The organism is Mycolicibacterium tokaiense (assembly GCF_010725885.1).
Taxonomy (GTDB): Bacteria; Actinomycetota; Actinomycetes; order Mycobacteriales; family Mycobacteriaceae; genus Mycobacterium; species Mycobacterium tokaiense.
The window spans coordinates 954,637-977,148 of record NZ_AP022600.1; the positions used below are offsets into that span (position 1 = coordinate 954,637).

The 22,512-nt window shown below is 66.8% G+C and carries 23 protein-coding genes; 6 read left to right on the forward strand and 17 right to left on the reverse strand.

Annotated features, from left to right (window positions below; all coding sequences use genetic code 11):
* Positions 1 to 37: 37 nt before the first annotated feature.
* Genes G6N58_RS04545 through G6N58_RS04560 form a run of 4 tightly spaced genes read right to left on the reverse strand, consistent with a single transcriptional unit; the run spans position 38 to position 3,955 of the window.
* The gene (locus G6N58_RS04545) at positions 38 to 838 is read right to left on the reverse strand and encodes an ABC transporter permease (RefSeq protein ID WP_115279562.1); all 801 of its coding nucleotides are present in this window, start codon (positions 836 to 838) and stop codon (positions 38 to 40) included.
* Positions 838 to 1,683 (reverse strand): ABC transporter permease, encoded by an 846-nt coding sequence (locus tag G6N58_RS04550; protein WP_115279561.1) that lies wholly within the window; start codon positions 1,681 to 1,683, stop codon positions 838 to 840. Before G6N58_RS04550 ends, G6N58_RS04545 begins: the two co-directional genes overlap by 1 nt.
* A complete protein-coding gene (locus tag G6N58_RS04555; RefSeq protein ID WP_115279560.1) occupies positions 1,683 to 2,873 on the reverse strand; it encodes an ABC transporter substrate-binding protein in 1,191 nt (396 codons plus the stop codon). The genes G6N58_RS04550 and G6N58_RS04555 overlap by 1 nt, the downstream gene beginning before the upstream one ends.
* The gene (locus tag G6N58_RS04560; protein ID WP_115279559.1) at positions 2,870 to 3,955 is read right to left on the reverse strand and encodes an ABC transporter ATP-binding protein; all 1,086 of its coding nucleotides are present in this window, start codon (positions 3,953 to 3,955) and stop codon (positions 2,870 to 2,872) included. The genes G6N58_RS04555 and G6N58_RS04560 overlap by 4 nt, the downstream gene beginning before the upstream one ends.
* 75 nt (positions 3,956 to 4,030) lie before the next feature.
* Here G6N58_RS04560 and G6N58_RS04565 point away from each other — a divergent pair, with 75 nt between their 5' ends.
* From G6N58_RS04565 to G6N58_RS04575, 3 genes are read left to right on the forward strand one after another with little or no spacing between them, the layout of a single operon-like run.
* Positions 4,031 to 5,335: a glycosyltransferase gene (locus G6N58_RS04565; RefSeq protein ID WP_115279558.1), complete on the forward strand. Its 1,305-nt coding sequence runs from the start codon at positions 4,031 to 4,033 to the stop codon at positions 5,333 to 5,335.
* A complete protein-coding gene (locus tag G6N58_RS04570; RefSeq protein ID WP_172545010.1) occupies positions 5,328 to 6,503 on the forward strand; it encodes a glucosamine kinase in 1,176 nt (391 codons plus the stop codon). Before G6N58_RS04565 ends, G6N58_RS04570 begins: the two co-directional genes overlap by 8 nt.
* Complete coding sequence (locus tag G6N58_RS04575; RefSeq protein WP_115279557.1) at positions 6,500 to 7,453, forward strand: SIS domain-containing protein; 954 nt, start codon at positions 6,500 to 6,502, stop codon at positions 7,451 to 7,453. The genes G6N58_RS04570 and G6N58_RS04575 overlap by 4 nt, the downstream gene beginning before the upstream one ends.
* Before the next feature lie 149 nt (positions 7,454 to 7,602).
* On the opposite strand, the gene G6N58_RS04580 is transcribed toward G6N58_RS04575, so the two are convergent.
* The 5 genes from G6N58_RS04580 to G6N58_RS04600 are packed head-to-tail and all read right to left on the reverse strand — an operon-like array spanning position 7,603 to position 13,295.
* The gene (locus G6N58_RS04580) at positions 7,603 to 8,610 is read right to left on the reverse strand and encodes an ABC transporter ATP-binding protein (RefSeq protein WP_115279556.1); all 1,008 of its coding nucleotides are present in this window, start codon (positions 8,608 to 8,610) and stop codon (positions 7,603 to 7,605) included.
* The gene (locus tag G6N58_RS04585; protein WP_068918782.1) at positions 8,607 to 9,626 is read right to left on the reverse strand and encodes an ABC transporter ATP-binding protein; all 1,020 of its coding nucleotides are present in this window, start codon (positions 9,624 to 9,626) and stop codon (positions 8,607 to 8,609) included. Before G6N58_RS04585 ends, G6N58_RS04580 begins: the two co-directional genes overlap by 4 nt.
* Positions 9,623 to 10,585 carry an ABC transporter permease gene (locus tag G6N58_RS04590; RefSeq protein ID WP_068918783.1) on the reverse strand — a complete coding sequence of 321 codons (963 nt, stop codon included), beginning with the start codon at positions 10,583 to 10,585 and terminating at the stop codon, positions 9,623 to 9,625. The genes G6N58_RS04585 and G6N58_RS04590 overlap by 4 nt, the downstream gene beginning before the upstream one ends.
* Entirely contained in the window at positions 10,585 to 11,601 is a 1,017-nt protein-coding gene (locus G6N58_RS04595; protein WP_068920165.1) for an ABC transporter permease, read from the reverse strand. Before G6N58_RS04595 ends, G6N58_RS04590 begins: the two co-directional genes overlap by 1 nt.
* A gap of 20 nt (positions 11,602 to 11,621) precedes the next feature.
* Positions 11,622 to 13,295: an ABC transporter substrate-binding protein gene (locus G6N58_RS04600; RefSeq protein ID WP_068918784.1), complete on the reverse strand. Its 1,674-nt coding sequence runs from the start codon at positions 13,293 to 13,295 to the stop codon at positions 11,622 to 11,624.
* A gap of 227 nt (positions 13,296 to 13,522) precedes the next feature.
* Between G6N58_RS04600 and G6N58_RS04605 the strand changes: the two genes are divergently transcribed.
* Positions 13,523 to 13,948, forward strand: a complete 426-nt coding sequence (locus G6N58_RS04605) for a DoxX family protein (protein ID WP_115279555.1) — start codon at positions 13,523 to 13,525, stop codon at positions 13,946 to 13,948.
* Here the strand turns inward: G6N58_RS04605 and G6N58_RS04610 are convergent.
* From G6N58_RS04610 to G6N58_RS04630, 5 genes are all read right to left on the reverse strand, one after another.
* Positions 13,929 to 14,315, reverse strand: coding sequence for an Rv0313 family protein (locus tag G6N58_RS04610; RefSeq protein WP_068918786.1), 387 nt, complete (start codon positions 14,313 to 14,315; stop codon positions 13,929 to 13,931). The genes G6N58_RS04605 and G6N58_RS04610 overlap by 20 nt on opposite strands.
* Positions 14,316 to 14,446: 131 nt before the next feature.
* Complete coding sequence (locus G6N58_RS04615) at positions 14,447 to 15,262, reverse strand: SRPBCC family protein (RefSeq protein WP_172545009.1); 816 nt, start codon at positions 15,260 to 15,262, stop codon at positions 14,447 to 14,449.
* Between the two features lie 25 nt (positions 15,263 to 15,287).
* Complete coding sequence (locus G6N58_RS04620; RefSeq protein ID WP_435406168.1) at positions 15,288 to 17,036, reverse strand: Hsp70 family protein; 1,749 nt, start codon at positions 17,034 to 17,036, stop codon at positions 15,288 to 15,290.
* A gap of 160 nt (positions 17,037 to 17,196) precedes the next feature.
* On the reverse strand, positions 17,197 to 18,249 hold the full coding sequence (locus tag G6N58_RS04625) for an NAD(P)H-dependent amine dehydrogenase family protein (protein WP_115279553.1): 1,053 nt from the start codon (positions 18,247 to 18,249) through the stop codon (positions 17,197 to 17,199).
* Entirely contained in the window at positions 18,249 to 19,478 is a 1,230-nt protein-coding gene (locus G6N58_RS04630; protein ID WP_115279552.1) for a hypothetical protein, read from the reverse strand. The genes G6N58_RS04625 and G6N58_RS04630 overlap by 1 nt, the downstream gene beginning before the upstream one ends.
* Positions 19,479 to 19,516: 38 nt before the next feature.
* Here G6N58_RS04630 and G6N58_RS04635 point away from each other — a divergent pair, with 38 nt between their 5' ends.
* Positions 19,517 to 20,098, forward strand: coding sequence for a TetR/AcrR family transcriptional regulator (locus G6N58_RS04635; protein WP_115279551.1), 582 nt, complete (start codon positions 19,517 to 19,519; stop codon positions 20,096 to 20,098).
* On the opposite strand, the gene wrbA is transcribed toward G6N58_RS04635, so the two are convergent.
* Together wrbA and G6N58_RS04645 are read right to left on the reverse strand one after the other, a co-directional pair.
* A complete protein-coding gene (gene wrbA, locus G6N58_RS04640; protein ID WP_068918792.1) occupies positions 20,091 to 20,687 on the reverse strand; it encodes an NAD(P)H:quinone oxidoreductase in 597 nt (198 codons plus the stop codon). The two genes, G6N58_RS04635 and wrbA, sit on opposite strands and share 8 nt — an antisense overlap.
* Positions 20,684 to 21,433 carry a DUF3159 domain-containing protein gene (locus G6N58_RS04645; protein WP_115279550.1) on the reverse strand — a complete coding sequence of 250 codons (750 nt, stop codon included), beginning with the start codon at positions 21,431 to 21,433 and terminating at the stop codon, positions 20,684 to 20,686. Before G6N58_RS04645 ends, wrbA begins: the two co-directional genes overlap by 4 nt.
* 32 nt (positions 21,434 to 21,465) lie before the next feature.
* On the opposite strand from G6N58_RS04645, the gene G6N58_RS04650 reads away from it, so the two are divergent.
* Entirely contained in the window at positions 21,466 to 21,924 is a 459-nt protein-coding gene (locus tag G6N58_RS04650; RefSeq protein ID WP_435406167.1) for a nuclear transport factor 2 family protein, read from the forward strand.
* A gap of 50 nt (positions 21,925 to 21,974) precedes the next feature.
* On the opposite strand, the gene G6N58_RS04655 is transcribed toward G6N58_RS04650, so the two are convergent.
* The gene (locus G6N58_RS04655) at positions 21,975 to 22,298 is read right to left on the reverse strand and encodes a hypothetical protein (protein ID WP_115279548.1); all 324 of its coding nucleotides are present in this window, start codon (positions 22,296 to 22,298) and stop codon (positions 21,975 to 21,977) included.
* Positions 22,299 to 22,512: the final 214 nt, after the last annotated feature.

Sequence of the window (22,512 nt, forward strand, 5' to 3'; positions counted from 1 at the left end):
GGGCGGAATCTACGCCGCCGTCAGGATGGCGTCACGATCAGATCCGCGTACCGGCCGGATCCCCGCCGATCCGCTGCGCCAACCACACCGGGATGATGGCCGCGATCGTCAGGGCGGCCGCGACGACATTGATCACCGGAGCTTGATTGGGCCGAAACAGGTTCCCGAAGATCCAGATGGGCAGTGTCTGCACCGTCGGGCCGGCGGTGAAGGTGGTCACCACGATCTCGTCGAAGCTCAGGGCGAACGCCAGGATGGCACCGGCCACCAGTGCCCCGCGCATCATCGGCAGCGTCACGAATCGGAAGGTCTGCCAGGTTGAGGCACCCAGGTCTGCCGAGGCGTCCTCCAGGCTGCGCCCGAGCCGCCGCAGCCGGGCCTGGGTGTTGTTGAACACGATGACGATGCAGAAGGTCGCATGCCCGACGATCACCGTCGCCATCCCCAGCGTGATGCCCAGCGCCGAGGTGAAAGTGGCGTTCAACGCGATGCCCGTCACGATGCCGGGTAGCGTGATCGGCAGCACCACAAGCAGATTGACGGTCTGTTTACCGAAGAAGTCGTACCGCTGCACCGCAAACGCCACCATGGTCCCCAGGACCAGCGCGATCGCGGTGGCCGCCAGACCCACCACCACGGAGTTGCCCAGCGACGCCCACATCCCCTCGCTGTTCCACGCCGCGCGCCACCACTGCAGTGTGAAACCCGTTGGCGGAAAAGCAAAGGTGTTGGACGCGTTGAAGGCGTTGATCACCACCAGCAGCAACGGCGCGTAGACGAAGATCAGCACCAGTACCGTCCACAGGACAGTGAATCCACGCAGGCGTGAGGACAGCATCAGACGTTCTCCAGAGCCCCGGTGCGTCGCATCGCGAGCAGATACAGCACGATCGCCAGCAACGGGATCAGCGACAGTGCAGCGGCCATCGGCTGATTGTTGGCCGTCACCAGCTGTCCATAGATGACGTTGCCGAGCATCTGCGTCTTGCCTCCCACGATCGTCACCGCGATGTAGTCACCCAGGGACAGCGAGAACGTGAAGATGGACCCGGCAGCGATACCCGGAAAGACCATGGGCGCCACCACCAGTCGCAACGTGCTCAGGTCCGAAGCCCCCAGGTCCGAGCTCGCGTCCACCAGCGCATCGGGCACCCGCTGGAACGCCGCGAACACCGGGATCACCATGTACGGCAACCACAGATAGGTCAGGGTGATCACCGTGGCCGTCAACCCGTATCCCGGCGACCACCCGGTGGCCCACGACATCGGGCCCTCCGGCGAGAGCAGCATCCGCCAGGCGTAGGCCTTGACCAGATAGCTGGCCCACAGCGGCGTGGTGATGGCGACCACCAGGATCACCCGCAGGGCCGGCGAGGCGAACTTGGCCATGAACAGCGCCAACGGCACCGCCAACACCGCGCACAACACCGTCACCACCAGCGCCACAGCCAGGGTGCGCAGCGCCACCGTCCGGATCACCGGATCGGTGAACACCCGCACCAGGTTGTCGACGGTGAAGGTGTGCACCACCGCACCGGTGAAGCTGTTCGTGCCCCAGAACGCCGAGACCATCAGCACAGCAAGCGATCCCAGGTAGGCCAGGATCAGCCATGCCAGCGGCGGGACGAGCAGGAACGACAGCGCCAACCGGTTGCGGGTGCGCAGCGCCGGCGCAGGCGGCATCAGCCCTTGATCTCCTGCCACTTGGTGACCCACTCGTCGTAACTGGTGCAGTTGTCACCACTGCCGTCCACGCACTTCTTCTGCGGTGTTGTCCAGTAATGGATCTGGGCGGCGTAGTCGGCGTCGGTGGCGTGGTAGGTCTCGCAGTGCGTCTTCTCCGCGGTCAGATCACAGGATTTGGTCTGCGACGGAGCCTCGCCGAAGTACTCGGCCACTTGGGCATTGGCCTCCGGGGAGATGATGTAGTCCATCCATTTGTACATGCAGTTGGGGTGTGCCGCTTTGGATGACAGCATCCAGGTGTCCGACCATCCGGTGGATCCTTCCTTGGGCAGCACCGTGCCGATCTTCACCTTGCCGTCGGCCTCGATGGTGTTCGCGATCACCTGCCAGCTGGTGCCGATCACGGTGGAGCCGGACTCGAAGGCCTGCACCTCTTTGGTGTAGTCCGACCAGTATTCGCCGATGTTCTCCTTCTGCTGCTTCAGCAGATCAGCGGCGGCCTCGAGCTGTTCGGTGGTCAGGGAGTAGGGGTCCTTGATACCGAGGTCGGGTTGGGTCTTGGAGAGATACAGCGCGGCGTCGGCGATGTAGATCGGTGAGTCGTAGGCGGTCACCTTCCCCTTCATCTCCGGTGCCCCAGGGAACACGGCCGACCACGAATCCGGGGCGGGTGTCACCGCATCGGCGTTGTACATCAACAGGTTTGCGCCCCAGCCGTGTGGAACGCCGTACATCTGGCCGTCCACCGAGTTCCACGGTTTGTCCTTCAGGAAGTCGACCACGGTGGCGTAGTTGGGGGTCAGATCGGTGTTCACCGGAGCCACGTCGCCGGCGTAGATCAGCCGCAGGGTCGCGTCCCCGGACGCCGACACCCCGTCGTACTGTCCCGAGCGCATCAGCTGCACCATCTCGTCGGAGGTGTTGCCGATCTTGACGTTGACGTTGCACCCGGTCTGCTGTTCGAACGGCGTCACCCAGTCCACCGCCGGGTCATTGGAACCGTCCTCGGCGTATCCGGGCCACGCCACCAGGTTGAGTTCCCCCTCGCCGTCACCGACCTCGGTGGCGGCCTCCATCTGCGGCGGACCCTCCGCGGTGCCCCCGCCGGAGTCCCCGGAACCGGAGCATCCGGCCAGCAGCAGCGAACCCGCTGCCAGTGCACAGCCCAGGCGGTGGATCTTCTTCATGAGGTCTCCTTCGCGTGATCGGATGTGAGATCGAGGACCGCGGTGTCCGGCCAGGCCAGGGCCACAGGGGTGCCATGGCCGATGGCGGTGGACGCGTCGGCCGAGAGCAACGTCGCGACCAGCCGAACGGGTTCGGCCACGCCCGTGACCGTGGCCGCGACGCGGGTGATCGGGCCGGCGTAGACCACTTCGGCCACCTCGGCGTCGACGCGGCGTTGCCCGGCCGGCGCGGGGGCGTCGGGGGCCAGCACGGCGATGCGTTCGGGCCGGATGGCGAAGGTGCCCGTCCGGCCCACCACGGCTTCGGCGGCGGGACCGTCCAGCACGTTGGAGGTGCCCACGAAGTCGGCGACGAAGCGGTTGGCCGGGTTCTCGTAGACCTCGCGGCCGCCACCGATCTGCTCGATGCGGCCCCGGTTGAGCACCACCAGCCGGTCGCACAGTGTCAGGGCCTCGTCCTGATCGTGGGTGACGATGACAAAGGTGATCCCGACTTCACGCTGGATCGCCTTCAACTCGATCTGCATCTGCTCCCGCAGTTTGAGGTCCAGCGCGCCCAGCGGCTCGTCGAGCAGCAGCACCCGGGGACGCCCGACCAGGGCTCGGGCCAGCGCGACCCGCTGTTGCTGCCCGCCGGACAGTTCGGCGGGCTTGCGGCCGGAGAACCCCGTCAGCTGCACCATCTCGAGGGCCTCGGCAGCGCGGCGCCGGCGCTCCGGTTTGGCCACCCCGCGCACCCGCAGGCCGTACTCGACGTTCTGCGCCACCGTCATGTGCGGGAACAGGGCGTACTGCTGGAACACCGTGTTGGTGTCCCGCCGGGACGGGGGCAGGCCGGTGACGTCGATGCCGCCCAGCCTCACGGTGCCGGCGGTGGGCGCTTCGAAGCCGGCGATCAGCCGCAGCAAGGTGGTCTTGCCCGAGCCGGACGGTCCCAGGATCGCGAACAGCTCACCGTCGGCCACCGCCAGGTCGGCTCCCTCGACGGCTACGACGTTGTCCCCGAACTCCTTCCGGACACCGACGAGCTCAATCCTGGGTACGTCGGTACCCGGCTCAGACGCGGCCGCAGCGAGTGGCATTCACGCATCCTAGGAACTCTGTTGCGATACCGCTGGTTTAAAGCCAAACCTCCGGTTCCCGGTAACCTTCCTGGCATGCCGCAACCGCTGACCATCATGTTCTGGCCGGAGTCGGCCTACGGGCCCACCAACCAATGCATCGGCCTTGCTGCCATCCTGCGCGACCGTGGGCACACCATCGTGTTCGCCGCCGAGAGCTCCTGGGCCGGCAAACTGGCGCCGCTGGGTTTCGTGGAGGAGCTGGTGGATCTGGCCGAGCCGGCCAACGGCGCCGCCGACGAAGATCCGGGCAAGTTCTGGACCGATTTCATCGCCGAGACCGCCCCGGAGTTCCGCAAACCCACCCATGAGCAACTCGAGTCGTTCATCCAGCCCACCTATCAGGCGTTGATCGACGGTGCCAAGTACTGCGAGCCGCGGCTGCGCGAGATCATCGCCACCCATCGTCCCGACGTGATCGTCGAGGACAACGTGGTGCTGTTCCCGGCCCTGACCACCGCCGGGGTGCCGTTTGTGCGCATCGTCTCCTGCAGTCCGCTCGAAGTGCCGGGCGCCGACATCCCGCCGCCGTTCTCCGGCCTGCCCAGCGCGGACCGCTCCGAATGGGACAGCTATCGCGCCGAGTTCGACCGCACCCACCGTCCCCTGTGGGAGGACTTCAACACCTGGGTCCAGGCCCAAGGGGCGCCCGCGCTGCCGGAGCTGGAATTCATGCCCCGCGACAATGCGGCGAACCTCTACGTCTATCCCGCTGAGGCGGACTACCTCGAAATCCGTCCGCTGCAGGGTAACTGGACCCGGATGGACTCCAGCGTCCGGGAGACCGACGAGGACTACGTGGTTCCCGACGCGGTGGCCGACCGCCCCGAGGGTAGTGCCCTGATCTACCTGTCGCTCGGCTCTCTCGGCGGTGCGGACGTCGACCTGATGCAGCGGCTGGTCGACGTGCTGGGCACCACCCGGCATCGCTACATCGTCAGTATGGGCCCCCAGGCCACCCGGATCACGTTGGCGGACAACATGGTCGGCGCCCAGATGCTGCCGCAGACCAAGGTCATCCCGCAGGTGGATCTGGTGATCTCGCACGGCGGCAACAACACCGTCACCGAGACCCTGCACTTCGGCAAGCCGTTGATCGTGCTGCCGCTGTTCTGGGATCAGTACGAGAACGCCCAACGCATCGATGAACTGGGATTCGGCACCCGCCTGGCCACGTACCACTTCACCGACGACCAGCTGACCGGCGCCGTCGACGCGCTGCTGGCCGACACCGCGCTGCGCGAGCGACTCGACGGCATCGGCGCCGCCATCCGGGCCCGGGACGGCCTGCGGGTGGGAGCCGACGTCATCGAACAGGTGGGCCTGCGTCGCGGTGCCTGAGCTGCTGGACTCGCTGGACCTCGGCGCCGGATACCGGCTGGCCATCGTCGACGACGGTGACCGGGTGTCGGCACTACCGATGGCCGGTGACGCACGCGCCCAGCCCGGTGACGGAGCGTCCGAGGCGCTGCTGCGGCTGCTCGCGGCCGGTTCGTCGACACTGGGCCGCTTCGATGTTCGGTCGTGGAGCACCAAAACCACCGCCGCAGGCGAACGTGCCGTCGGCGTGGACCAGACCAACGAGTCGGTCATCGTCGGCGACGCCGCGGTGGTCAAGTGGGCGACGCATCTGCAGCTCGGTCCGCACCCGGCGCCGGAGCGCCTCACCCTTTTGCGTGAGGCCGGTTTCACCGGCATGCCCGCACCGTGGGGGATGATCACCTGGCGCACCCCCGACGGGGACGAAACGCTGGTGGCCAGCGTCGACGATTACCTGCCCGGCGCGGTGGACGGCTGGACCTGGGCCGTGGAGATGATCACCGCCGCTGCACTCTCCGCTGACCCTGCTCCTGCGGTGTCCGCCGCCGCATCCCTGGGCGTTCTGGTGGCAGATCTGCACGACTGCCTGAGCGCCACGGTGGGCACCGCGTCGACCGTCGACGCCGCGCGGTGGCGCACCCAGGCGCTCGATGTCCTCGACATCGCCTGTGCATCCGGCGATTCGCCCGCTGCTGCACTGGCCCGGCAGCGCCACTCGGAAATCACCGGCCTCCTCGACGAGCTGGGTTCACTGGCGGGCAGCCCGGTGATCCACGGCCACGGCGATCTCCACGTCGGGCAGATCCTGCGTGCGCAGAACCGGTACTTCGTGACCGATTTCGACGGCAACCCGGTGCTGCCGGTGGCGCAGCGGATGCTGCCCATCCCCGCCGCACTCGACGTGGCCGGGCTGGCACAGTCCCTGGTGCACGCCGCCGTGGTCGCGCGCAAGTACACCGACCTGGACCCGGTGGTGGTCGCCGACGTCGACGCCGCACTGCGGTCGGCGTTTCTGTCCGCCTACACCGGTGCCCTGACCCAGCCGATCTACCGCGGCGCGGCATTGCGCGCCTTCCGGCTTCAGCAGGTGCTGCGCGAGATCGTCTACGCCGCCCGCCATCTGCCGCGGTGGATGTATGTTCCCGACGCCGCCCTGCCCGCCCTGCTCGATGAGAGGACCGCACTGTGAAGCCCGAGGGATTCCTCGCCGACCTGCACCGCAAACCCGAGACGCTGCGCGGGCTGGCCGACATCCTGGCTGCTGAAAATCCCTGGCGCCCAGTCACATCCGGCATCGAGCGCGTCGTCATGCTCGGGATGGGTTCCTCGGCCTACGCGGCCGGGGTGGCGGCGGCCCGGCTGCGTGCCCGCGGGGTGCTCGCCACCGCCGAGTTGGCGTCATCGGCGCTGCTTCCGGATTGGGGTCCCGGCACTCTTGTGGTGGCCACGTCGGCCAGCGGCGGCTCGGTGGAGACACTGGACGCGCTGCGACGCCTACCCGCCGGTCCCCGCACCGTCGCCGTGACCAACACCCCTGGCTCCGCCATCACCGACGCGTGCTCGCAGACCGTGCTGCTGCATGCCGACACCGAGCTGGGCGGGGTGGCCTGCCGCAGTTTCCAGCACACCCTGGTCTTGCTGATGGCGTTGGAGTCGCAGCTGCTGGGCACCCCGCTGCCGCTGGCAGCGGTCGACGCCGCGGCCGATGCCACCGAGCACCTGTTGGACACCGAGAACACCTGGCTGCCAGAACTGTCCGAGCAGTTGTTGGGACCGGACGGCACCCATCTGTGTGCCCCTGCCCACCGGTTCAGCTCGGCCCAGCAAGGCGCCCTGATGCTGCGCGAGGGGCCACGCAGGCCTGCGGTGGGATGCGAAACCGGCGACTGGAGCCACGTCGACGTCTACCTGACCAAGACCACCGACTACCGGCTGCTGGTCTTCGCCGGGTCCGCCTGGGAGGCACAGCTGGCGGAGTGGACCTCTGCGCGGGGCAGCACCGTCGTCGGGGTGGGCGCCGAGGTGCCCGGCGCGCAGAGCACACTGCGCTATCCGGGTGACACCGACGACGACGTGCGGCTGCTCACCGAGGTGCTGGTGCCCGAACTGCTCGCCGGCCGCGCCTGGCAGGCGCAGTAGCCGGGTCCCTGGCTCCCGCCCTGGAGACACACCTACGAAGTGCCCGCCTAGGAGCGACTCGTGAGCGACAAGCATGTTTGTCGCTCCCGTGTCGCGCTGAGGCGGGCAATTCAAGAACGTCTACGGACGGAGACGGCTGAGACGCGCCTCTAAGGCATTGGTACCCCGACCGCTTCCAGGTGCCGCGGGTGGTGGCAGGCGGCCAGGTGGGCGGTCTCGCGCTCCACGAGCACCGGCTCGTCGCGGGTGCACACCTCGGTGGCCCAGCGGCAGCGGGTGTGGAACCGGCATCCCGACGGCGGGTCGATGGGGCTGGGCACATCGCCTTCGAGGATCACCCGCTCGCGGGCCGCGTTACGGCGCGGGTCCGGGATCGGCACGGCTGAGAGCAACGCATTCGAATACGGGTGAAACGGCTTGTCGTACAGCTCGTTTGCGGTGGCCGTCTCCACCACCTTGCCCAGGTACATCACCGCCACGCGGTCGGAGACGTGCCGGACCACCCCCAGGTCGTGTGCCACGAACAGGTAGGACAGCTTGAACTCCTGCTGCAGATCCTCGAGCAGGTTGATGATCTGCGCCTGCACGGAGACGTCCAGGGCCGAGACCGGCTCATCGGCGATGATCAGCTTGGGTCGCAGCGCCACCGCGCGGGCGATGCCGATGCGCTGACGCTGACCACCGGAGAACTCGTGCGGGAACCGGTTGTAGTGCTCGGATTGCAGCCCCACCCGCTCCAACAGCTCCTGGACCTGCCGTTTGGCATCAGCGCCGCTGGCCAACCCGTGCAGTTCCATGGCGTCGCCGATGATCTGACCGATCCGCTTGCGCGGGTTCAGCGAGGCGTACGGATCCTGGAACACCATCTGGATGTTCTTGCGAATGGGCCGCAGGTCGCGCCGCGACCGGCCCACCAGTTCCTCGCCGTCGAAGCGCACCGACCCCGAGGTGGGCGTCATCAGCTGCAGGATCAACCGGCACAGCGTGGACTTTCCGCAGCCGGATTCGCCGACCAGGCCCAGGGTCTCACCCTCGTGCAACACCAGGCTCACACCGTCGACGGCCCGCACCCGGGCAACCTCACGTTCCACCACCGCGCCTGCCTTGATGGGAAAGTGCTTCACCAGGTCGGTGACTTGCAGCAGTGGCTCACTCATGACGCCACCGGCTTCCGCAGCCCGATCCGACCGTCGACCTCTCGCAGCGCCACCTTCTGCTCCGGCTCCAGCCAGCAGCGGTCCAGGTGTACGTCACCGGTGAGTGGCGGCGGTTGCGAGCACGCGTCGAAGGCGTGCGGACACCGCGGCGCGAACCGGCAGCCCGTGGGCAGTGCCAGCAGCGACGGCGGCGCTCCCCCGATCTGCGGCAGCCGGGTGTGCTGCGGCGCATCAAGCGGGGTGAGCGAGCCGAAGAGCCCCCAGGTGTAGGGATGTCTGGGGTTGTAGAAGATCTCGTCCACCGTCGCGTCCTCCACCACGTGCCCGGCGTACATCACCACCACGCGGTCGGCCACCTCGGCCACCACGCCGAGGTCGTGGGTGATCAGGATGACGGCGAGATCTCGGTCGCGATTGAGGTCGTCGATCAACCGCAGGATCTGCGCCTGGATCGTGACGTCGAGTGCGGTGGTGGGCTCGTCGGCGATCAGCACGTCGGGCTCCAGGGCCAGCGCCATCGCGATCATCACCCGCTGCCGCATCCCCCCGGAGAACTCGTGCGGGTAGTCCTTGACACGCCGCTCCGGGTTCGGAATGCCCACTGTACGAAGCAGTTCCACCGCGCGCTCACGCGCCTCGGCGCGGGGGACGTCGCGGTGCGCCCGAATCATCTCGGCGATCTGGTCCCCCACCCGGTACACCGGATTCAGCGAGGTCATCGGATCCTGGAACACCATGGCGATGTTCGCGCCGCGGACCTTGCGCAGTTCGTCGTCGCTGAGCTCGGTCAGGTCCCGGTCGCGGTAACGCACCGCACCGGAGATGCGGGCGTTGTTGGAGCGGGTCAGTCCCATCAGGGTCTGCGCGGTGACGCTCTTGCCGGACCCGGATTCGCCCACGATGGCCAGCACCTCACCGGCGCGCAGGCTGAACGACACCCCGTCGACGGCGCTGACAACGCCGTCCTCGGTGGCGAAACCGACTCGCAGGTCCTGCACTTCGAGAATCGGGCTCATACGGGGGCCTCCTGCCCCAAACGGATCCGGGGATCCAGGAACGCGTAGGCGATGTCGACCAGCGTGTTGAACAACACGATGAAGAAGGCACCGAACATCGTCACTCCCATCAACGGTGGTAGGTCCAGGGTGCCGATCGCCTGACCCGCGTACAGCCCCACTCCGTTGATGTTGAAGACGGTTTCGGTGAGGATGGCGCCGCCACCGACCACCGCCCCGAAGTCGAGGCCGAACAGGGTGACGATCGGGATCATCGAGTTGCGCAGCACGTGTTTGATCCGTACCTGCCGCTCACTGATGCCCTTGGCGCGCGCGGTGCGCACATGGTCTTCGTTCATCACGTCGAGCATGTTGGAGCGCAGCACCCGGGAGTAGAAACCGACGTAGAGCACGGCCAGCGTGATCCACGGCAGAATCAGGTGATACGCCCACTCCAGTGGGTCCTCGCTCAGCGGAACGTAACTGCTGGTGGGGAACACCGGAATCTTGAACGTGAAGTAGTACAACAGGATTGCCGCCAGCCAGAACACCGGCATCGAGATGCCGACCAACGACAGCACTGTCAGCGCCCGGTCGGTGAACTTGCCGGCGTGTACCGCCGACAGGTAGCCGAAGACGACGGCCAGCGCCATCCACAGCACCGCCGCACCCACGCACAGCGACAGCGTGGCGGGCAGCCCCTTCCAGATCTGCTCGACGACGTTCAGCGAGCTGGCGTACGACGTGAGCTCACCGGTGAGGATCTGCTTCATCATGGTGAAGTACTGCACCGGCAGCGGCTGGTCGAGACCCAGATCTGCGCTGACCCTGGCGATCAGCTCCGGGTCGGCGTTCTTGCCGGCGATGCGGACCGCCGGGTCGGAGTTCGGGATGACGTTGAAGATCAGGAACACCAGGATCGAGATGGCGAACAGCACCGCCACCATCCCGATCAGGCGCCGGGTGATGAAGCGGACCATCAGTGCTCCATCCTGATCTTTGCCCGCGGATCCAGAGCATCACGCAGCCCGTCACCGAACACGTTGAGCGACAACACCGTCAGCACGATCATCAGGCCGGGGACGATCGTCAGGTGCGGCGCGGTGTAGATGTTCTGGTAGCCGTCGGCGATCATGGTGCCCCACGACGCGTTGGGTGCCCGCACGCCGGCCCCCAGGAACGACAGTGCCGATTCCAACAGCATGTTGTTGGCGATGTTCAACGTGAAGAACACGATGATGGTCGACACCACGTTGGGCAGCAGCTCGGTGGCCATGATGCGGATGGGGCCTTTGCCCTGCGCCACCGCCGCGTCGACGAACTCCTTCTCCCGCAGCGCCAGGATCTCTCCGCGGATGGGCCGCGCCATGTACGGCACGTACACCAGCCCGATGATCATGATGGGGATCCACAGGCTGTCGCCGGCGACCTCGAGGCCGCCGATCTTCAACCCGCCCAACGCCAGTGCGGTGCCCAGCGCGATGCCCAGCAGCAGCACCGGGAAGGCCCACACGACGTCCATCACGCGGGAGAGCACCGCGTCGATCCAGCCGCGGAAGTACCCGCAGACCAGCCCGACCAGCACCGCGAGCACCGTGGTGATGGCCGCAGCCGCCACCCCGATGTAGATGGAGGTCCGCCCGCCGTACATCAGGCGCACCATCACGTCGCGCCCGTTCTGGTCGGCACCCAGCAGGTAACGACCGTGCAGGCCGGGACCGATGGGGGTGCCGTCCGGGGACACCACATCGGTCTCCTGGCCGTCGATCATCACGGTGTCGGTGATGTGGTTCTCGTTGGGGCCGGTGTGGGCGACGTGCTCGGCCCACAGCGGCGCCGCCAGGCAGAACCCCACGATCAGGATGAACAGCACACCGAAGCCCAGCGCAACCTTGTTGCGGCGCAGCCGTAGCCACGCCAGATACCACGGACTGCGGCCCCGGATCTGCGCCGTGGGGACGCCCGTCGGGAGCACCGGCTCCCCGGGCGCCGCCACGGCCTCTGTCGGGGTGGCCACTACTTCAGCGTCAAAGCCGACCAGTCCTGATTGAACAGGAGATGGCTGTAGGCCTTGTCGAAGTCGATCCGATCGGACACGAAGGTGGTGTACTGCTCGTTGCCGTAGGGCGCCCACACCGCCTGCTCCATGTACGCCTTGTCCAGCTCGGCGTAACCCTGCTCCACGCCGTCGTCGGTGAGCTGCTTGGAGCGCAGTTCGTTCATCTTGGCGTCCAACTCCGGCAACGAAGCACGCGAGAAGTTGTTGCCATTGGTCGGCAAGATGGCGTCGGTGTTGAGCAGCGGCCGGAAGAAGTCGTCCGGATGCGGGAAGTCCTGGAACCAGTTGCCGAAACCGGTGTCGAGATCCGGTGTCGACTGGTTGCCGATGGTGGTGAAGTACACGTCACCGGCGAGCACCTTGAGGGTGGCGTTGAATCCCAGCTGGTTGAGCACGTCGTGGTAGTACTCGCCGATGCGTTTGCGGTCGGGTTCGTCGTTGGTCCACACCGTGATGTCCATGTCCGACGGATTGGCCTCGGCGAGAAGCGCTTTGGCTTTGTCCATGTCCGGACCCGGGTACAGCTTGTACTCCTCGTAGCCGGGCATCCCGGGCGGCAGGATCTGCTGGGTGGCGTGCAGGCGCCCACCGAACACGCGGTTGAGCGCTTCGGGATCGATGGCGTAGTTGACCGCCTGGCGCACCCGCACGTCGTTGAACGGCGCGGTCTGGTTGTTCATCCAGAAGTAGAAGGTGTTGATCGACTCCTCCATGCGGAACCGGTCCGCGAAGCGGGACTTCACCTCCTGCAGACGGTCGGCGTCCGGCGGGTCGACCATGAAGTCGATGCTGTTCTGCTCGACGCCGGTCACCTGGGCGGTGTTGCTCTTGTTCTGGGTGACGGTGATCTTGTCGACGCCCGCGTCGGCCACTTCGGTGGCACCGGCGTCCTGAACTGTCTTGAAGTTCGGGTTGCGCTCCAGCGTCAACGTCTGCGGTGCTTCGACATTGGTGATCATGAACGGCCCACTCGACGGCGGCGGGCTGTTGGTCGCGTCGTCGGACAACGGCGTGCTGGGCGGCACGGGTGCGGCGAACATCAGGCCCAGGACGTTCTCGAAGGTGCCGTTGGGCCCGTCGAGAGTGATGGTGATGTCGCCGGTGGCGTCATCGGTGACGATGCCGCTGATGGTGTCGGCGCTGCCGTCGGCGTACTCGGGCGCTCCGACGATGCCGTTGAAGAACACCGATCCCCCGGAGTCCGCCTTGAACAGGCGCTGGATCGCATAGGTGAAGTCGGAGGCCTTGATGGGGGTGCCGTCTGAGTACAGCATGTCCGAACGCATCTTGAGCTTGTAGGTCAAGCCGTCGGGCGATACCTCCGGCAAGGCTTCGGCGAGTGCGGGCACCACTTCGGTGCCGTCCTCACCCTTGGCGTGCTTGTACGTCAGCAGCGGTGTGTAGACGTTGTAGAGGGTCTCCCAGCCCTCCACGGTGTAGGACAGCTGCGGGTCGATGTAGTCGGGGAACGACGTCATCGTGATGTTGATCTCGCCCCCACCCCCGCCGCCGGATCCGCCCGACCCGCCACCCTCGTCGTCGCTTCCGCACGCCGCGACCCCGAAGGCGGCGACCGTGCCGACGGAGATCAGGACAACTGCCTTGCGCAGAGTTGTGCGCAACGTCAACATGCTTGCTCCTCAGCTCGTCCCGTGGCGTGACGGGGACCGGAACTTTTCCGGACCGCTACCCGTCCACAGCTACGCTTCTCACAGGATCCGGCAGCCATCTTGGGCGAAGTAGGCAGAAATAGCACCCTCAGGCCGGAAATTTTTCAGCGTTCACAGGACTTTGACAGGAAACATTTCTGAAACTTACGCCCGCGCAACCGGTTGGTAGGGCGGAGTAGAAATAGCGCATGACGCACAACGAGCTACCTCCTCCGCCGCCCACCACACCCACCCGCACCGCGGCGCGACTGATCCTGGCCGGCGCCATGATTTTCGCCGGCCTCAGTCATCTGTTCTGGGGGCGCAAAGAGTTCCAGGCACAGGTGCCGACATGGGTACCGATGGATCCCGACGGCGTGGTGATGGCCTCCGGCGGCGTCGAGGTGATGCTCGGAGCGGGATTGGCCCTGCTCAACCGCGATCGGGTGTTGGTGGGGCGCCTCTTGGCAGCCTTCTTCGTCGCGGTGTTCCCGGGCAACCTGGCCCAATTCGTCAACAAACGCGACGGCTTCGGCCTCGACAGCGATGCCAAACGTTTCGTCCGTTTGCTGTTTCAGCCCGTGCTGGTGGCGTGGGCGCTGTGGTCGACAGCCGCTACGGGGTCTCGTCGCTAATTGCGTCGTCGAGCGCGGTGACCGCGATTCCGTAGGGCAAGAACCGCACCTTGCGCTTCGGATCGGTGTTGTGCTTGTTGGCGCGTAGGGCGTCCAGCTCGGTGGCGAACACCTGCTCCACCGTGGCGGACCCGTCGTCGGTGACGATGTAGATGGCCCACACACCGTCCCCGGCGTCGCCGGTGGTCTCGGGTTCCGGCCGGGCACGGGGCCGTCCGCCGGCCTGGTCGAAGAACACGTTCCAGGCACCGCGCTGTGCAGGGTTGTCGAAGACCCGGCCGAACGCGTCACGCAGACCTTCACCCGCTTCGCGCACCATGCGGTCGAGATCCTCGGGATCAAAGCCGAAGGGATTATTGCTGCTCATGCCCTCCAGTGTGCCACCGCAATTCCCCGCCCAAACCGACGCAGGCCTGAGGCCGAGGCTGGCGAGGCACGAGCCAGGTGAAGGAGATCAGGCCGGAACGTCACACCCGTTTGTACGAGAACGGTCGGGAATTACGTGGGTTTCGGCGCACCTGCGTGGTCGCACACCTCGGCCAGCCAGTTGGCCCACGCGGGCTTGTCGTCGGCGGCGAACTGCGCAGCCTCCGATCCGTAGAGATAGGCACTCACGTTGACCATGGTCTGCCCGCCCACGGTGCAGGTGCCGGCCACCAGAGCCCCGGCAGTGGGTTCGGTGATCCGCAGCAGCAGCTGACGGAACCGGTGGTTCTGCTGCACCTGCTCCACCGTGCCCAGGATGCGCGGCGTGCCGAGTGAGACGACGTCGCCCAGATCGGCGTCGCGCGCCCCGAACGCGTCCACGAGCGCCTTCCAGACGTGCGCCTCGGTGGCCGACGGCGATGCGGTGGCGTTGACCACCGCGGCGGGCTCGCCCGGGTGGTCGGCCAGATAGATCCGCAGGATCTCGAAGAACGTCGGCCACCCGCTCTCGAAGCTCTCCAGTTCAGCGTCCCAGTCATCCCGGTCGCTGAGCAGACTGTGCGTCATGCGCACCACGCACTGGTCTGCGCTGCGGCGGGTCACGGTCACCTCGGTGGCCACCGGCGGCGCCTCGCCCGACCACCCCACCTCTTCGTAACCGAAGCGCGTCGGCGGTTCCCACACGGTCACCGGTCCGGACGTGGTGACCCCCGCACCGAAATCGAATGTGATTGTCCCGCCGACGTGTTCGTCGATGGTGGCGGGACTGAACCAGGCGCTGTTACCGGGACCGGTCGCGACGGCCTGCCACACCTGTTCAGGGGTTCCCGGGACGACGAACTCCACCTCGACCCAGCGGCGACCTGCATCGTCCTTCATCAACGGCATGCTCACTCCTGGATTCGAGCTGGGGCTACGGCGCTTCCTGGTTGGGCACCTGGATCGGGATCGGCACCGGCAGGAACGGAATGTTCAGGTGCGTGGTCGTCATCGGTGGCGGCGTGGTCGTGGTGGTGGTCGGCGTCGTCGTGGTGGTGGTCGGCGGCGTCGTGGTCGTGGTGGTCGTCGTCGTGGTTGTGGTTGTGGTTGTGGTGGTAGTCGTCGGCGGCGTCGTGGTCGTGGTGGTGGTCGTCTCCGGGGGCGGAGGCGGCGCCTGACTGGGTGTGATGGTGACGTAGGTGGTCTCCGGCGGGGGCGGGACGTAGGTGGTCTCCACCGGGGGTGGGGGCGGCGGTTCGGTGGTGACGGGCGGCGGTGGTGGGGGTGTCGTGGTCACCGGGAGCGGCGCCAGCGTGGTGGGCGTGGTGGGAGCCGTACTCGACGAGTCGGTGGTGAGCGTGTAGGCAACGCCGCCAAGCGCGACCACGGCGATCAACGCCGCGGCGGCCAACGCCAGTTGCGGGACGCGGAATCTGGACTTGGGTTCGTCGAATGCGCCTGTGGCAGGGGTGTATTGGATCTCCGGGCGAGCACCGGTGGACATTGCATATGGATTGTCGGTTTCGTACGGGCTCTGGTATTCGCCCTCGTACGGCACCGGATCGGCAGTGCTGTCGTCATCCTGCGACCACGCCAGCGCCCGGAAGGTCGACGAGGCGGGTGCGTTCGGGTCGGGCTGCAGCGCAGCGGCTCCCAACGACGAGGTGGCCGCATCTCCCAGCGCCGTGGACAGCCCGGTGGGCGCGTCGGCATCAGGGCCGCGGGCAGCGATCAGCGCCGATCCGACGGCGACGTCGAGCCCCGGGGACGCGGTGGTGACCACCGGCGCGGCTGAGCGCTGCGAAAGCAGCTGTGTCACAAGCGGGATGGCAGCTCCGCCGCCGACGGTCCCGATCGCGGTGAGCTGCGACCAGCTGATCCGGTTGCGCTGCAGTAGATCGTCGAGCGCGGCCAGGACGCCGGCGAGCGCCGGACGGATGACCTCTTCGAGCTCCCCGCGGGTGACGCGGGATTCGGTGGTGACGCCGGGCAGCGCCACGGTGACGGTGGTCGCCGTCTCCGCAGACAGGCGTTCCTTGGCGCGGCGGCATTCGTCGCGCAGCCGCGCCAGCGACCCCACCGCCGCGGTGGCCGCCGGATCCACGTCGCCGCGGCTGCCGATGTCGGCCAGCACCGCCGTGAGCAGTGCCTGGTCCACCTGGTCGCCCGAGAACTCGGGATACCGCACCGTCTCGGTCACCGGCCGGAACCCCGCGGCCGCGTCGGCCAGGGTGATGCTGGTGCCGCTACCACCGAAGTCCAGCAGCGCGACGACGCCGTTGGCGGCCAGCCCCGGATTGACCTGCAGGGCGGTCAGCGCCGTGACGGCGTCTGAGATCAACCTCGGCGCCACCCCCGACGGAGCGAGTGCGCGGTTGCCGCGTAGGGCGTTCTCGAGTGCGCGGACGGCGCCGGGCGCCCAGTACGCGGGCACCGCGATCACGACGTCGCTACCCGGGGAGGGGCCGCCGGCGGCAGCGGCCACCGCTCCCAGCGCTTCGACCAGCAGTTGGTCAGCCTGGTGCGGCGATCCGTCGACGGCGATCAGTGGCACCGGGTCGCCGATGCGTTCCACGAATCCACGCAGGACCAGGCCGGGTTCGGTGAGATTCGGGTTGTCCGACGGCAGCCCCACCTCCGCGGGCCGGTGTCCGTACAGGGTCAGCACGGAGCGGCGCGTCACCGGTGGGGCTCCGACACGCGCCGCAACCAAGTTGGTTGTTCCGATGGACAACCCGTAGGGGTCGCTCAACTTCTCACACCTTGTACTGGACGGCAGTCGAGAGGCCACCCTAGCCGCTGTGAGCCGCCGACGGGCAACCCGACACCCGCGTTGGTCGAATCTATGAGGTTGCTATGCGCGGCAGCCAGGCCAGCGGCAGCTCGGCCATCGTCACGAAACCCGCTGGTGCGGCGCACACGGCGGGCACCGCATTCACCGCCTGCATGGCCGTGGCGACGCTTGCCGCGTGCACGTGCTCACTCATCGGCACATCCCGGCGGAAGCTGGCCAACGTCACCACATGCGCCTGCAGCGACGGGGCGCCTTCGATGGTGATGGTCCAGCCGTGCTGCGGCGACGGCCAGTGCCGCGGTTGACGCTGGCCCAGCATCCACAGTGTCTCGGTTTCGATGACGGTGGCCCCGGCGCGCCGGCCGCGCCACCGCCACCGCTGCCCGGCAACCGTTCCGGCCTCGACGGTGCGTCCCAAGAACTCGCCGTCACGCTCGGCGGGTACCAGTTCGAGGTCGACGCTGACCTCGTCCAGATCGGCGCCCAGGGCGTCGCCGAGCAGCCAAACCTGTTGTTGGAAAAGCGCACTGGTGTACTGCAGCGACGGGCTGTCCACGGTGACATCAGAGATCGGCGCGCCGAACATCATCTGGCCGAAAGTGATGTCGGCACTGTCGTAGAGCGCCCAGTCGGCGCGCTCCTGAATGGTCACCTGCTCGATCTCGCGGCACATGCCGGCCATGGCCAGCGGCAGCACCGCGCCCAGGTTGCCGGGGTTGAGTCCCGTTCCGTGTAGGGAGCTGCCACCTTCCCGGCAGGCGTCGTGGAGCTCGTCGCGATGCCGGGCACGGGCCTGATGGAAGGCGAACGACGTGGTCACCACGTTCACCCCCGCCCGCAGGAGCTGGCAGACAACCGGTACCGAGGGGGTGCGCGGGGTGTAGAGCACGCAGTCGGGGCGGGCATCGAGAATCTCGGTGATCGATGTCGTCGCGGCGATCCCTACCGGATCGCGCCCGGCGAGGACGCCGGCATCGACGCCGTGTTTGTCCGCGCCGTGCGCTTTGACGCCGACCAGCTCGAGAGCACTGTGATCCAGTATGCCGCGCAACGCTTCGCGGCCGATTTCCCCGGTGCCCCATTGCACCACGCGGTAGGACATCAAACGACGGTCAGCGGCAAGGACTTACGGGATTCGAAAGTGAAGCTCGCGCCACCGCTGAACTTGACCACCTCGACCTCGGAGCGCTCCTGGGTGGCGGTGTCGCTGTGCTGCAGTTCGGCCATCCACTCGGTGTCGGTGCCGGTGACGTCGACGACGACGTGGGGATCGACAGCCGTGGCCACAGCCTGCAGCGGCTCGGTCGACGCCGGTGTGCACAACGCGATCCAGGAGCCGTCGTCGTGAGCGGGACTGCGGCGCAGGTGGATCCGTCCATCCTCGATGTCGGCGTCGACGTAGCCAACCGGGTTGAGCAGCGGGTGCAGCTCGAATACCCGCTGCACCCCTTCGATGCTCTTGGGCAGCTTCAAGGCTCGGTGGATGCGCTCGGCGGCGATGCCGGCCAGGCCGATCAGTTGTTTGGTGCAGATCTCGCGCGCCAGCCCTTCATCCGCGCGTTTGCGCACCGCGATGATGAAGGAGAGATTCAGCAGGTGCATCTGCAGGCAGACCTCGTCGGCGATGCGGACCAGTGCGGACTTGGAGAACGCGGCGAAGTCGAAATCGGCCAGGAGATCACCGGAGTAATCTGCCTGCCCGTCGTCGCCGCTGTCGATCTCGGTCAATTGCCAACCGGCAGCGCGGGTCTGGTTCACCTGGGCCAGGTGCGGGTGGTCTTCCACCTCAGGGTGGGACTCGTCGATGGTGACTGTCCACGCACAGTGGGGGTGGCGGTCCGCCGGAGCGCGGGGTGGCCGGTGAATGGGGCGGATCTGCGCACGGCGGTTGGTGGCCACCGCGGTGGCGTCGAAGGTGGGGTCTTCGATGTCATGGCACATGCCGCGGACATACTCTTCGCCCATCGGTTCGACGTCGAGGAGCGCGCCGCAGTGGTCGAGGTGGAAGGCGCCGTTCCAGCGGTCCTGGACGGTGTAGCGAAAATCCATGAACTGCGGCGGCGCGCCGATGTCGAGCTGCAGGCCTTTGAAGATGGTGATGACATCGTCGCCTTCGTACTTCAGCGCCTTCTGCATGCGGCGGGTGTAGATGGGACTGGCGCCCATCCACTCCTCGATGGCGACCTGCAACATCTCCTCACGGCCGAAATTGCTGATGCACCAGGCCATTCCAGACCGATCGATCAGCTGGCCGATGAGCAGCAGCTCGGGAACCAGGGTGACCAGTTGGTCCCTGGACAACGACGCATAGCGGCTGTGGGCTGCAGTCACGTCCCAAACATAGACAGGACAATGTTATAAAGTCAACGATGAAAAGTATCGCCACCCGCACCACGACCGCTCCCCGCAGGCGCGGTGACGAGACGCGCGCCAGGATCATCGAGGAGACGGTGCGCTGCATCGTGGACGAGGGTTTTCCGGCCGCCACGGCCAAACATGTCGCCGAACGTGCGGGGGTCACCTGGGGGGTCATCCAGTACCACTTCGGTGACCGCAACGGCCTGCTCACGGCCGTGGTCGACGATGGCGTGGCCAAGCTGGTGGAAAGCCTGTCGGCGGCCGAGGTGTCCGGTCTGCCGTTGCCGCGACGGATCGAGACGGTGGTGGACCTGGCCTGGGACTGCTACAGCAGCCCCACCTCAATGGCCGCCTTCGAGATCCTGCGGGCCACGCGTGGGGAGTCGTCGGAGCGGCATCTGATCGAGATGAGCGACGCCATCAGCGGTCTGGGACGGCTGATCTCCGACGACCCCGCCGATCGTACGGTCGCGGAGGTGATCTGGGCGGCGCTGCGCGGGATGGTGCTCGTCGAGATGATCGTCGATCAATCGCTGGACTGGCAGCGCGAGCGCCGGACCCTGGTCGACATGGCGGTCCGCTACCTCAGTTGAGCCGGTCGGCCACCGAAACGACGCGGGTGGCCAGGTGGTCCAGGGCGTTGTTGGTGGCCTCACTCAGGCCGTTCTTGTTCTCCGGTCCGGTGACGTGGCCGACGCCGTAGGGGTTGCCGTCGGCGAACTTCACGCCGTCGGTGTATCCCGGAGGGACAATGATCCCGCCGAAGTGCATCAGGGAGATGTAGAGCGCCAGCAGGGTGGTCTCCTGACCGCCGTGCTCGGTCTGCGAGGAGGTAAACGCGGCGTACACCTTGTCGGCCAGCTTGCCCTGGGCCCAGAGCCCGCCGAGGGTGTCGATGAACGTACGGAACTGCGACGCCGGTGACCCGAACCGGGTGGGCGTCCCGAAGATCACCGCGTCCGCCCACACGATGTCCTCGCCCGTCGCCGCCGGAAGATCCTTCGTGGCTTCGTAATTGGCCAACCAGGCTTCGTTCTCGCGGAACGACTCGGGATCCCGCGTCTCAGCGATGTGTCGAACACGGGTTTCCGCACCGGCCGCCTCCGCCGCGGCCGCGACGCGCTGGGCCATCTTGGCGCCGTGACCGGTGGCCGAGTAGTAGATGACGCTGAGTTTGCTCATGTCTGCTCCTTCGAAAGCCTGCCCATCCCGACATTACCGACGGTGCCCGCCGCGATCATGGCGATTCCCCACACGACCGGTAACGCATCGGTGACGAGTGCAAAAATGCCTGCGATCAAGACGAACATCGGCACCCACGCGAACAGCTCGGGCAGCGCGGCCGGCTTGTCCCCCGTCGCGCGGTCGGGGTAGTACTCGGTGAAGTTGATGGCGAAGAAAACAGCCGCCAGCTGCAGCACCCAAGCCGTCCAGAAGTTGTCGGGGTCATGCAACACGGCGTCACCGATGAAGCCGACGACGGCGTTGACGGTGAACACTGCCGCCCACACCCCGGAGATCACGTAGTTGATCTTCAGGAACAGCGAGCTGTCCCAATGCTCCTCGGGTGCCTGCTTTTTGGCGTACGCCAGGGTGAACGGGCGGCGAGCCACGATGGTCGCGATGACGAACACGGCCAGCACGATGTTGGTCAGTTCTCCTGCCCACATCTCCAGCCGGTCGGTGGTGGCATCGTCGACGATCAGCCCGACGGCGGCGAGCGCCACGAAGAACAGCACGCCGAGCACGTCGAGGGCGTACACGCCGAGGTGTCGCCGATGGCTGAGCCACAAGGTCAGCAGCGCCAGCCCGAGCGCGACGCACACCGCGATCTCGAAGTTCCCCGGCGTCGAGAACACCGAGAACACAATCCACGGCGCGATCCCCGACAGCGGCGACTTCAGATACCCGTCGACGAGTTTTGTCACGCGACGACTGTAAGCCGTGCTAAATGTCTTTCATGGGTGATCGGGAAGACATCGAACGCGTCAAGTATCAGTACCTGCGGGCCTTGGACACCAAGCACTGGGCTGACTTCGAGGACGCGCTCACCGAGGACGTCGTGGGCGACTACGGATCCTCGGTGGGCGAGGAGCACCACTTCACCGACCGCTCCTCACTGGTGGAGTACATGCGGTCGTCACTGCCGGCCAACGTCATCACCGAGCACCGGGTCAGCCACCCCGAAATCACCGTCTCCGGCGACACCGCGACCGGCAGGTGGTATCTCCAGGACCGCGTGATCGTGGCCGACTTCGACTTCATGTTGATCGGGGCGGCGTTCTACTCCGATACCTACCGCCGCACGTCGGCCGGCTGGAAGATCGCCTCGACCGGCTACCAGCGCACCTACGAGGCGACCATGTCGCTCAAGGGGCTGGACTTCAAATTGACCCCCGGCGCCGCGCTGGCGCTCTGACACACGAATGCCGCCCTGGATGATCCAGGGCGGCATGGTGTTTTGTGCGATCAACGAACGTTGACGTACACGGTTTGTGTGTTCATCGGGGCGTACTTGCTGTCGGAGTTGGGGCCGTAGCCGCCCTGGTTCGAGTTGTTGGTGTTGTTGTGCGGGAAGGTGGGGCCCTGTCCCACCGACACGACGGTGGCGTCGGCCAGTGGCGCGTTGGACAAGCGGTTGACGATCACCTTGTAGCCCTGGTCCTGCAGGCTGGAGATGGTGTCCTGGGCATTGCCGGCACCGGTCGGGGCGGCCATGGCCGGGGCAGCCAAGCCGATGAACGCGGCGGTGGCGGCGGTGGCGATGGTGGTGGCGAATCCGAACTTGGTCATGATCTCTGCTTCTCTCTGAATAGGTCTTGTGTGGTGTTCGGATCGGGGCGGGAGGGGTTTCTCGTTCCGGTCTGATGGTTGTAACCACGCAGCTCAGAGCCGCATTTCCGGTTGGCAGGGAATGCGCGAAGGGTGGCAGTTTCGTTCACACTGCACCCACCGCAAGGAAGTGCGAGTGGGGGTCGCGGTGAGCGCAGTGTGAACGCAGAAGCGC

Bases quoted from the DNA above. Each gene is read 5' to 3' on its own strand.
- G6N58_RS04545 (WP_115279562.1), bottom strand. From the start codon at position 838: ATGCTGTCCTCACGCCTGCGTGGATTCACTGTCCTGTGGACGGTACTG.
- G6N58_RS04550 (WP_115279561.1), bottom strand. From the start codon at position 1,683: ATGCCGCCTGCGCCGGCGCTGCGCACCCGCAACCGGTTGGCGCTGTCG.
- G6N58_RS04555 (WP_115279560.1), bottom strand. From the start codon at position 2,873: ATGAAGAAGATCCACCGCCTGGGCTGTGCACTGGCAGCGGGTTCGCTG.
- G6N58_RS04560 (WP_115279559.1), bottom strand. From the start codon at position 3,955: ATGCCACTCGCTGCGGCCGCGTCTGAGCCGGGTACCGACGTACCCAGG.
- G6N58_RS04565 (WP_115279558.1), top strand. From the start codon at position 4,031: ATGCCGCAACCGCTGACCATCATGTTCTGGCCGGAGTCGGCCTACGGG.
- G6N58_RS04580 (WP_115279556.1), bottom strand. From the start codon at position 8,610: ATGAGTGAGCCACTGCTGCAAGTCACCGACCTGGTGAAGCACTTTCCC.
- G6N58_RS04585 (WP_068918782.1), bottom strand. From the start codon at position 9,626: ATGAGCCCGATTCTCGAAGTGCAGGACCTGCGAGTCGGTTTCGCCACC.
- G6N58_RS04590 (WP_068918783.1), bottom strand. From the start codon at position 10,585: ATGGTCCGCTTCATCACCCGGCGCCTGATCGGGATGGTGGCGGTGCTG.
- G6N58_RS04600 (WP_068918784.1), bottom strand. From the start codon at position 13,295: ATGTTGACGTTGCGCACAACTCTGCGCAAGGCAGTTGTCCTGATCTCC.
- G6N58_RS04605 (WP_115279555.1), top strand. From the start codon at position 13,523: ATGACGCACAACGAGCTACCTCCTCCGCCGCCCACCACACCCACCCGC.
- G6N58_RS04610 (WP_068918786.1), bottom strand. From the start codon at position 14,315: ATGAGCAGCAATAATCCCTTCGGCTTTGATCCCGAGGATCTCGACCGC.
- G6N58_RS04615 (WP_172545009.1), bottom strand. From the start codon at position 15,262: ATGCCGTTGATGAAGGACGATGCAGGTCGCCGCTGGGTCGAGGTGGAG.
- G6N58_RS04625 (WP_115279553.1), bottom strand. From the start codon at position 18,249: ATGTCCTACCGCGTGGTGCAATGGGGCACCGGGGAAATCGGCCGCGAA.
- G6N58_RS04635 (WP_115279551.1), top strand. From the start codon at position 19,517: ATGAAAAGTATCGCCACCCGCACCACGACCGCTCCCCGCAGGCGCGGT.
- wrbA (WP_068918792.1), bottom strand. From the start codon at position 20,687: ATGAGCAAACTCAGCGTCATCTACTACTCGGCCACCGGTCACGGCGCC.
- G6N58_RS04650 (WP_435406167.1), top strand. From the start codon at position 21,466: ATGGGTGATCGGGAAGACATCGAACGCGTCAAGTATCAGTACCTGCGG.
- G6N58_RS04655 (WP_115279548.1), bottom strand. From the start codon at position 22,298: ATGACCAAGTTCGGATTCGCCACCACCATCGCCACCGCCGCCACCGCC.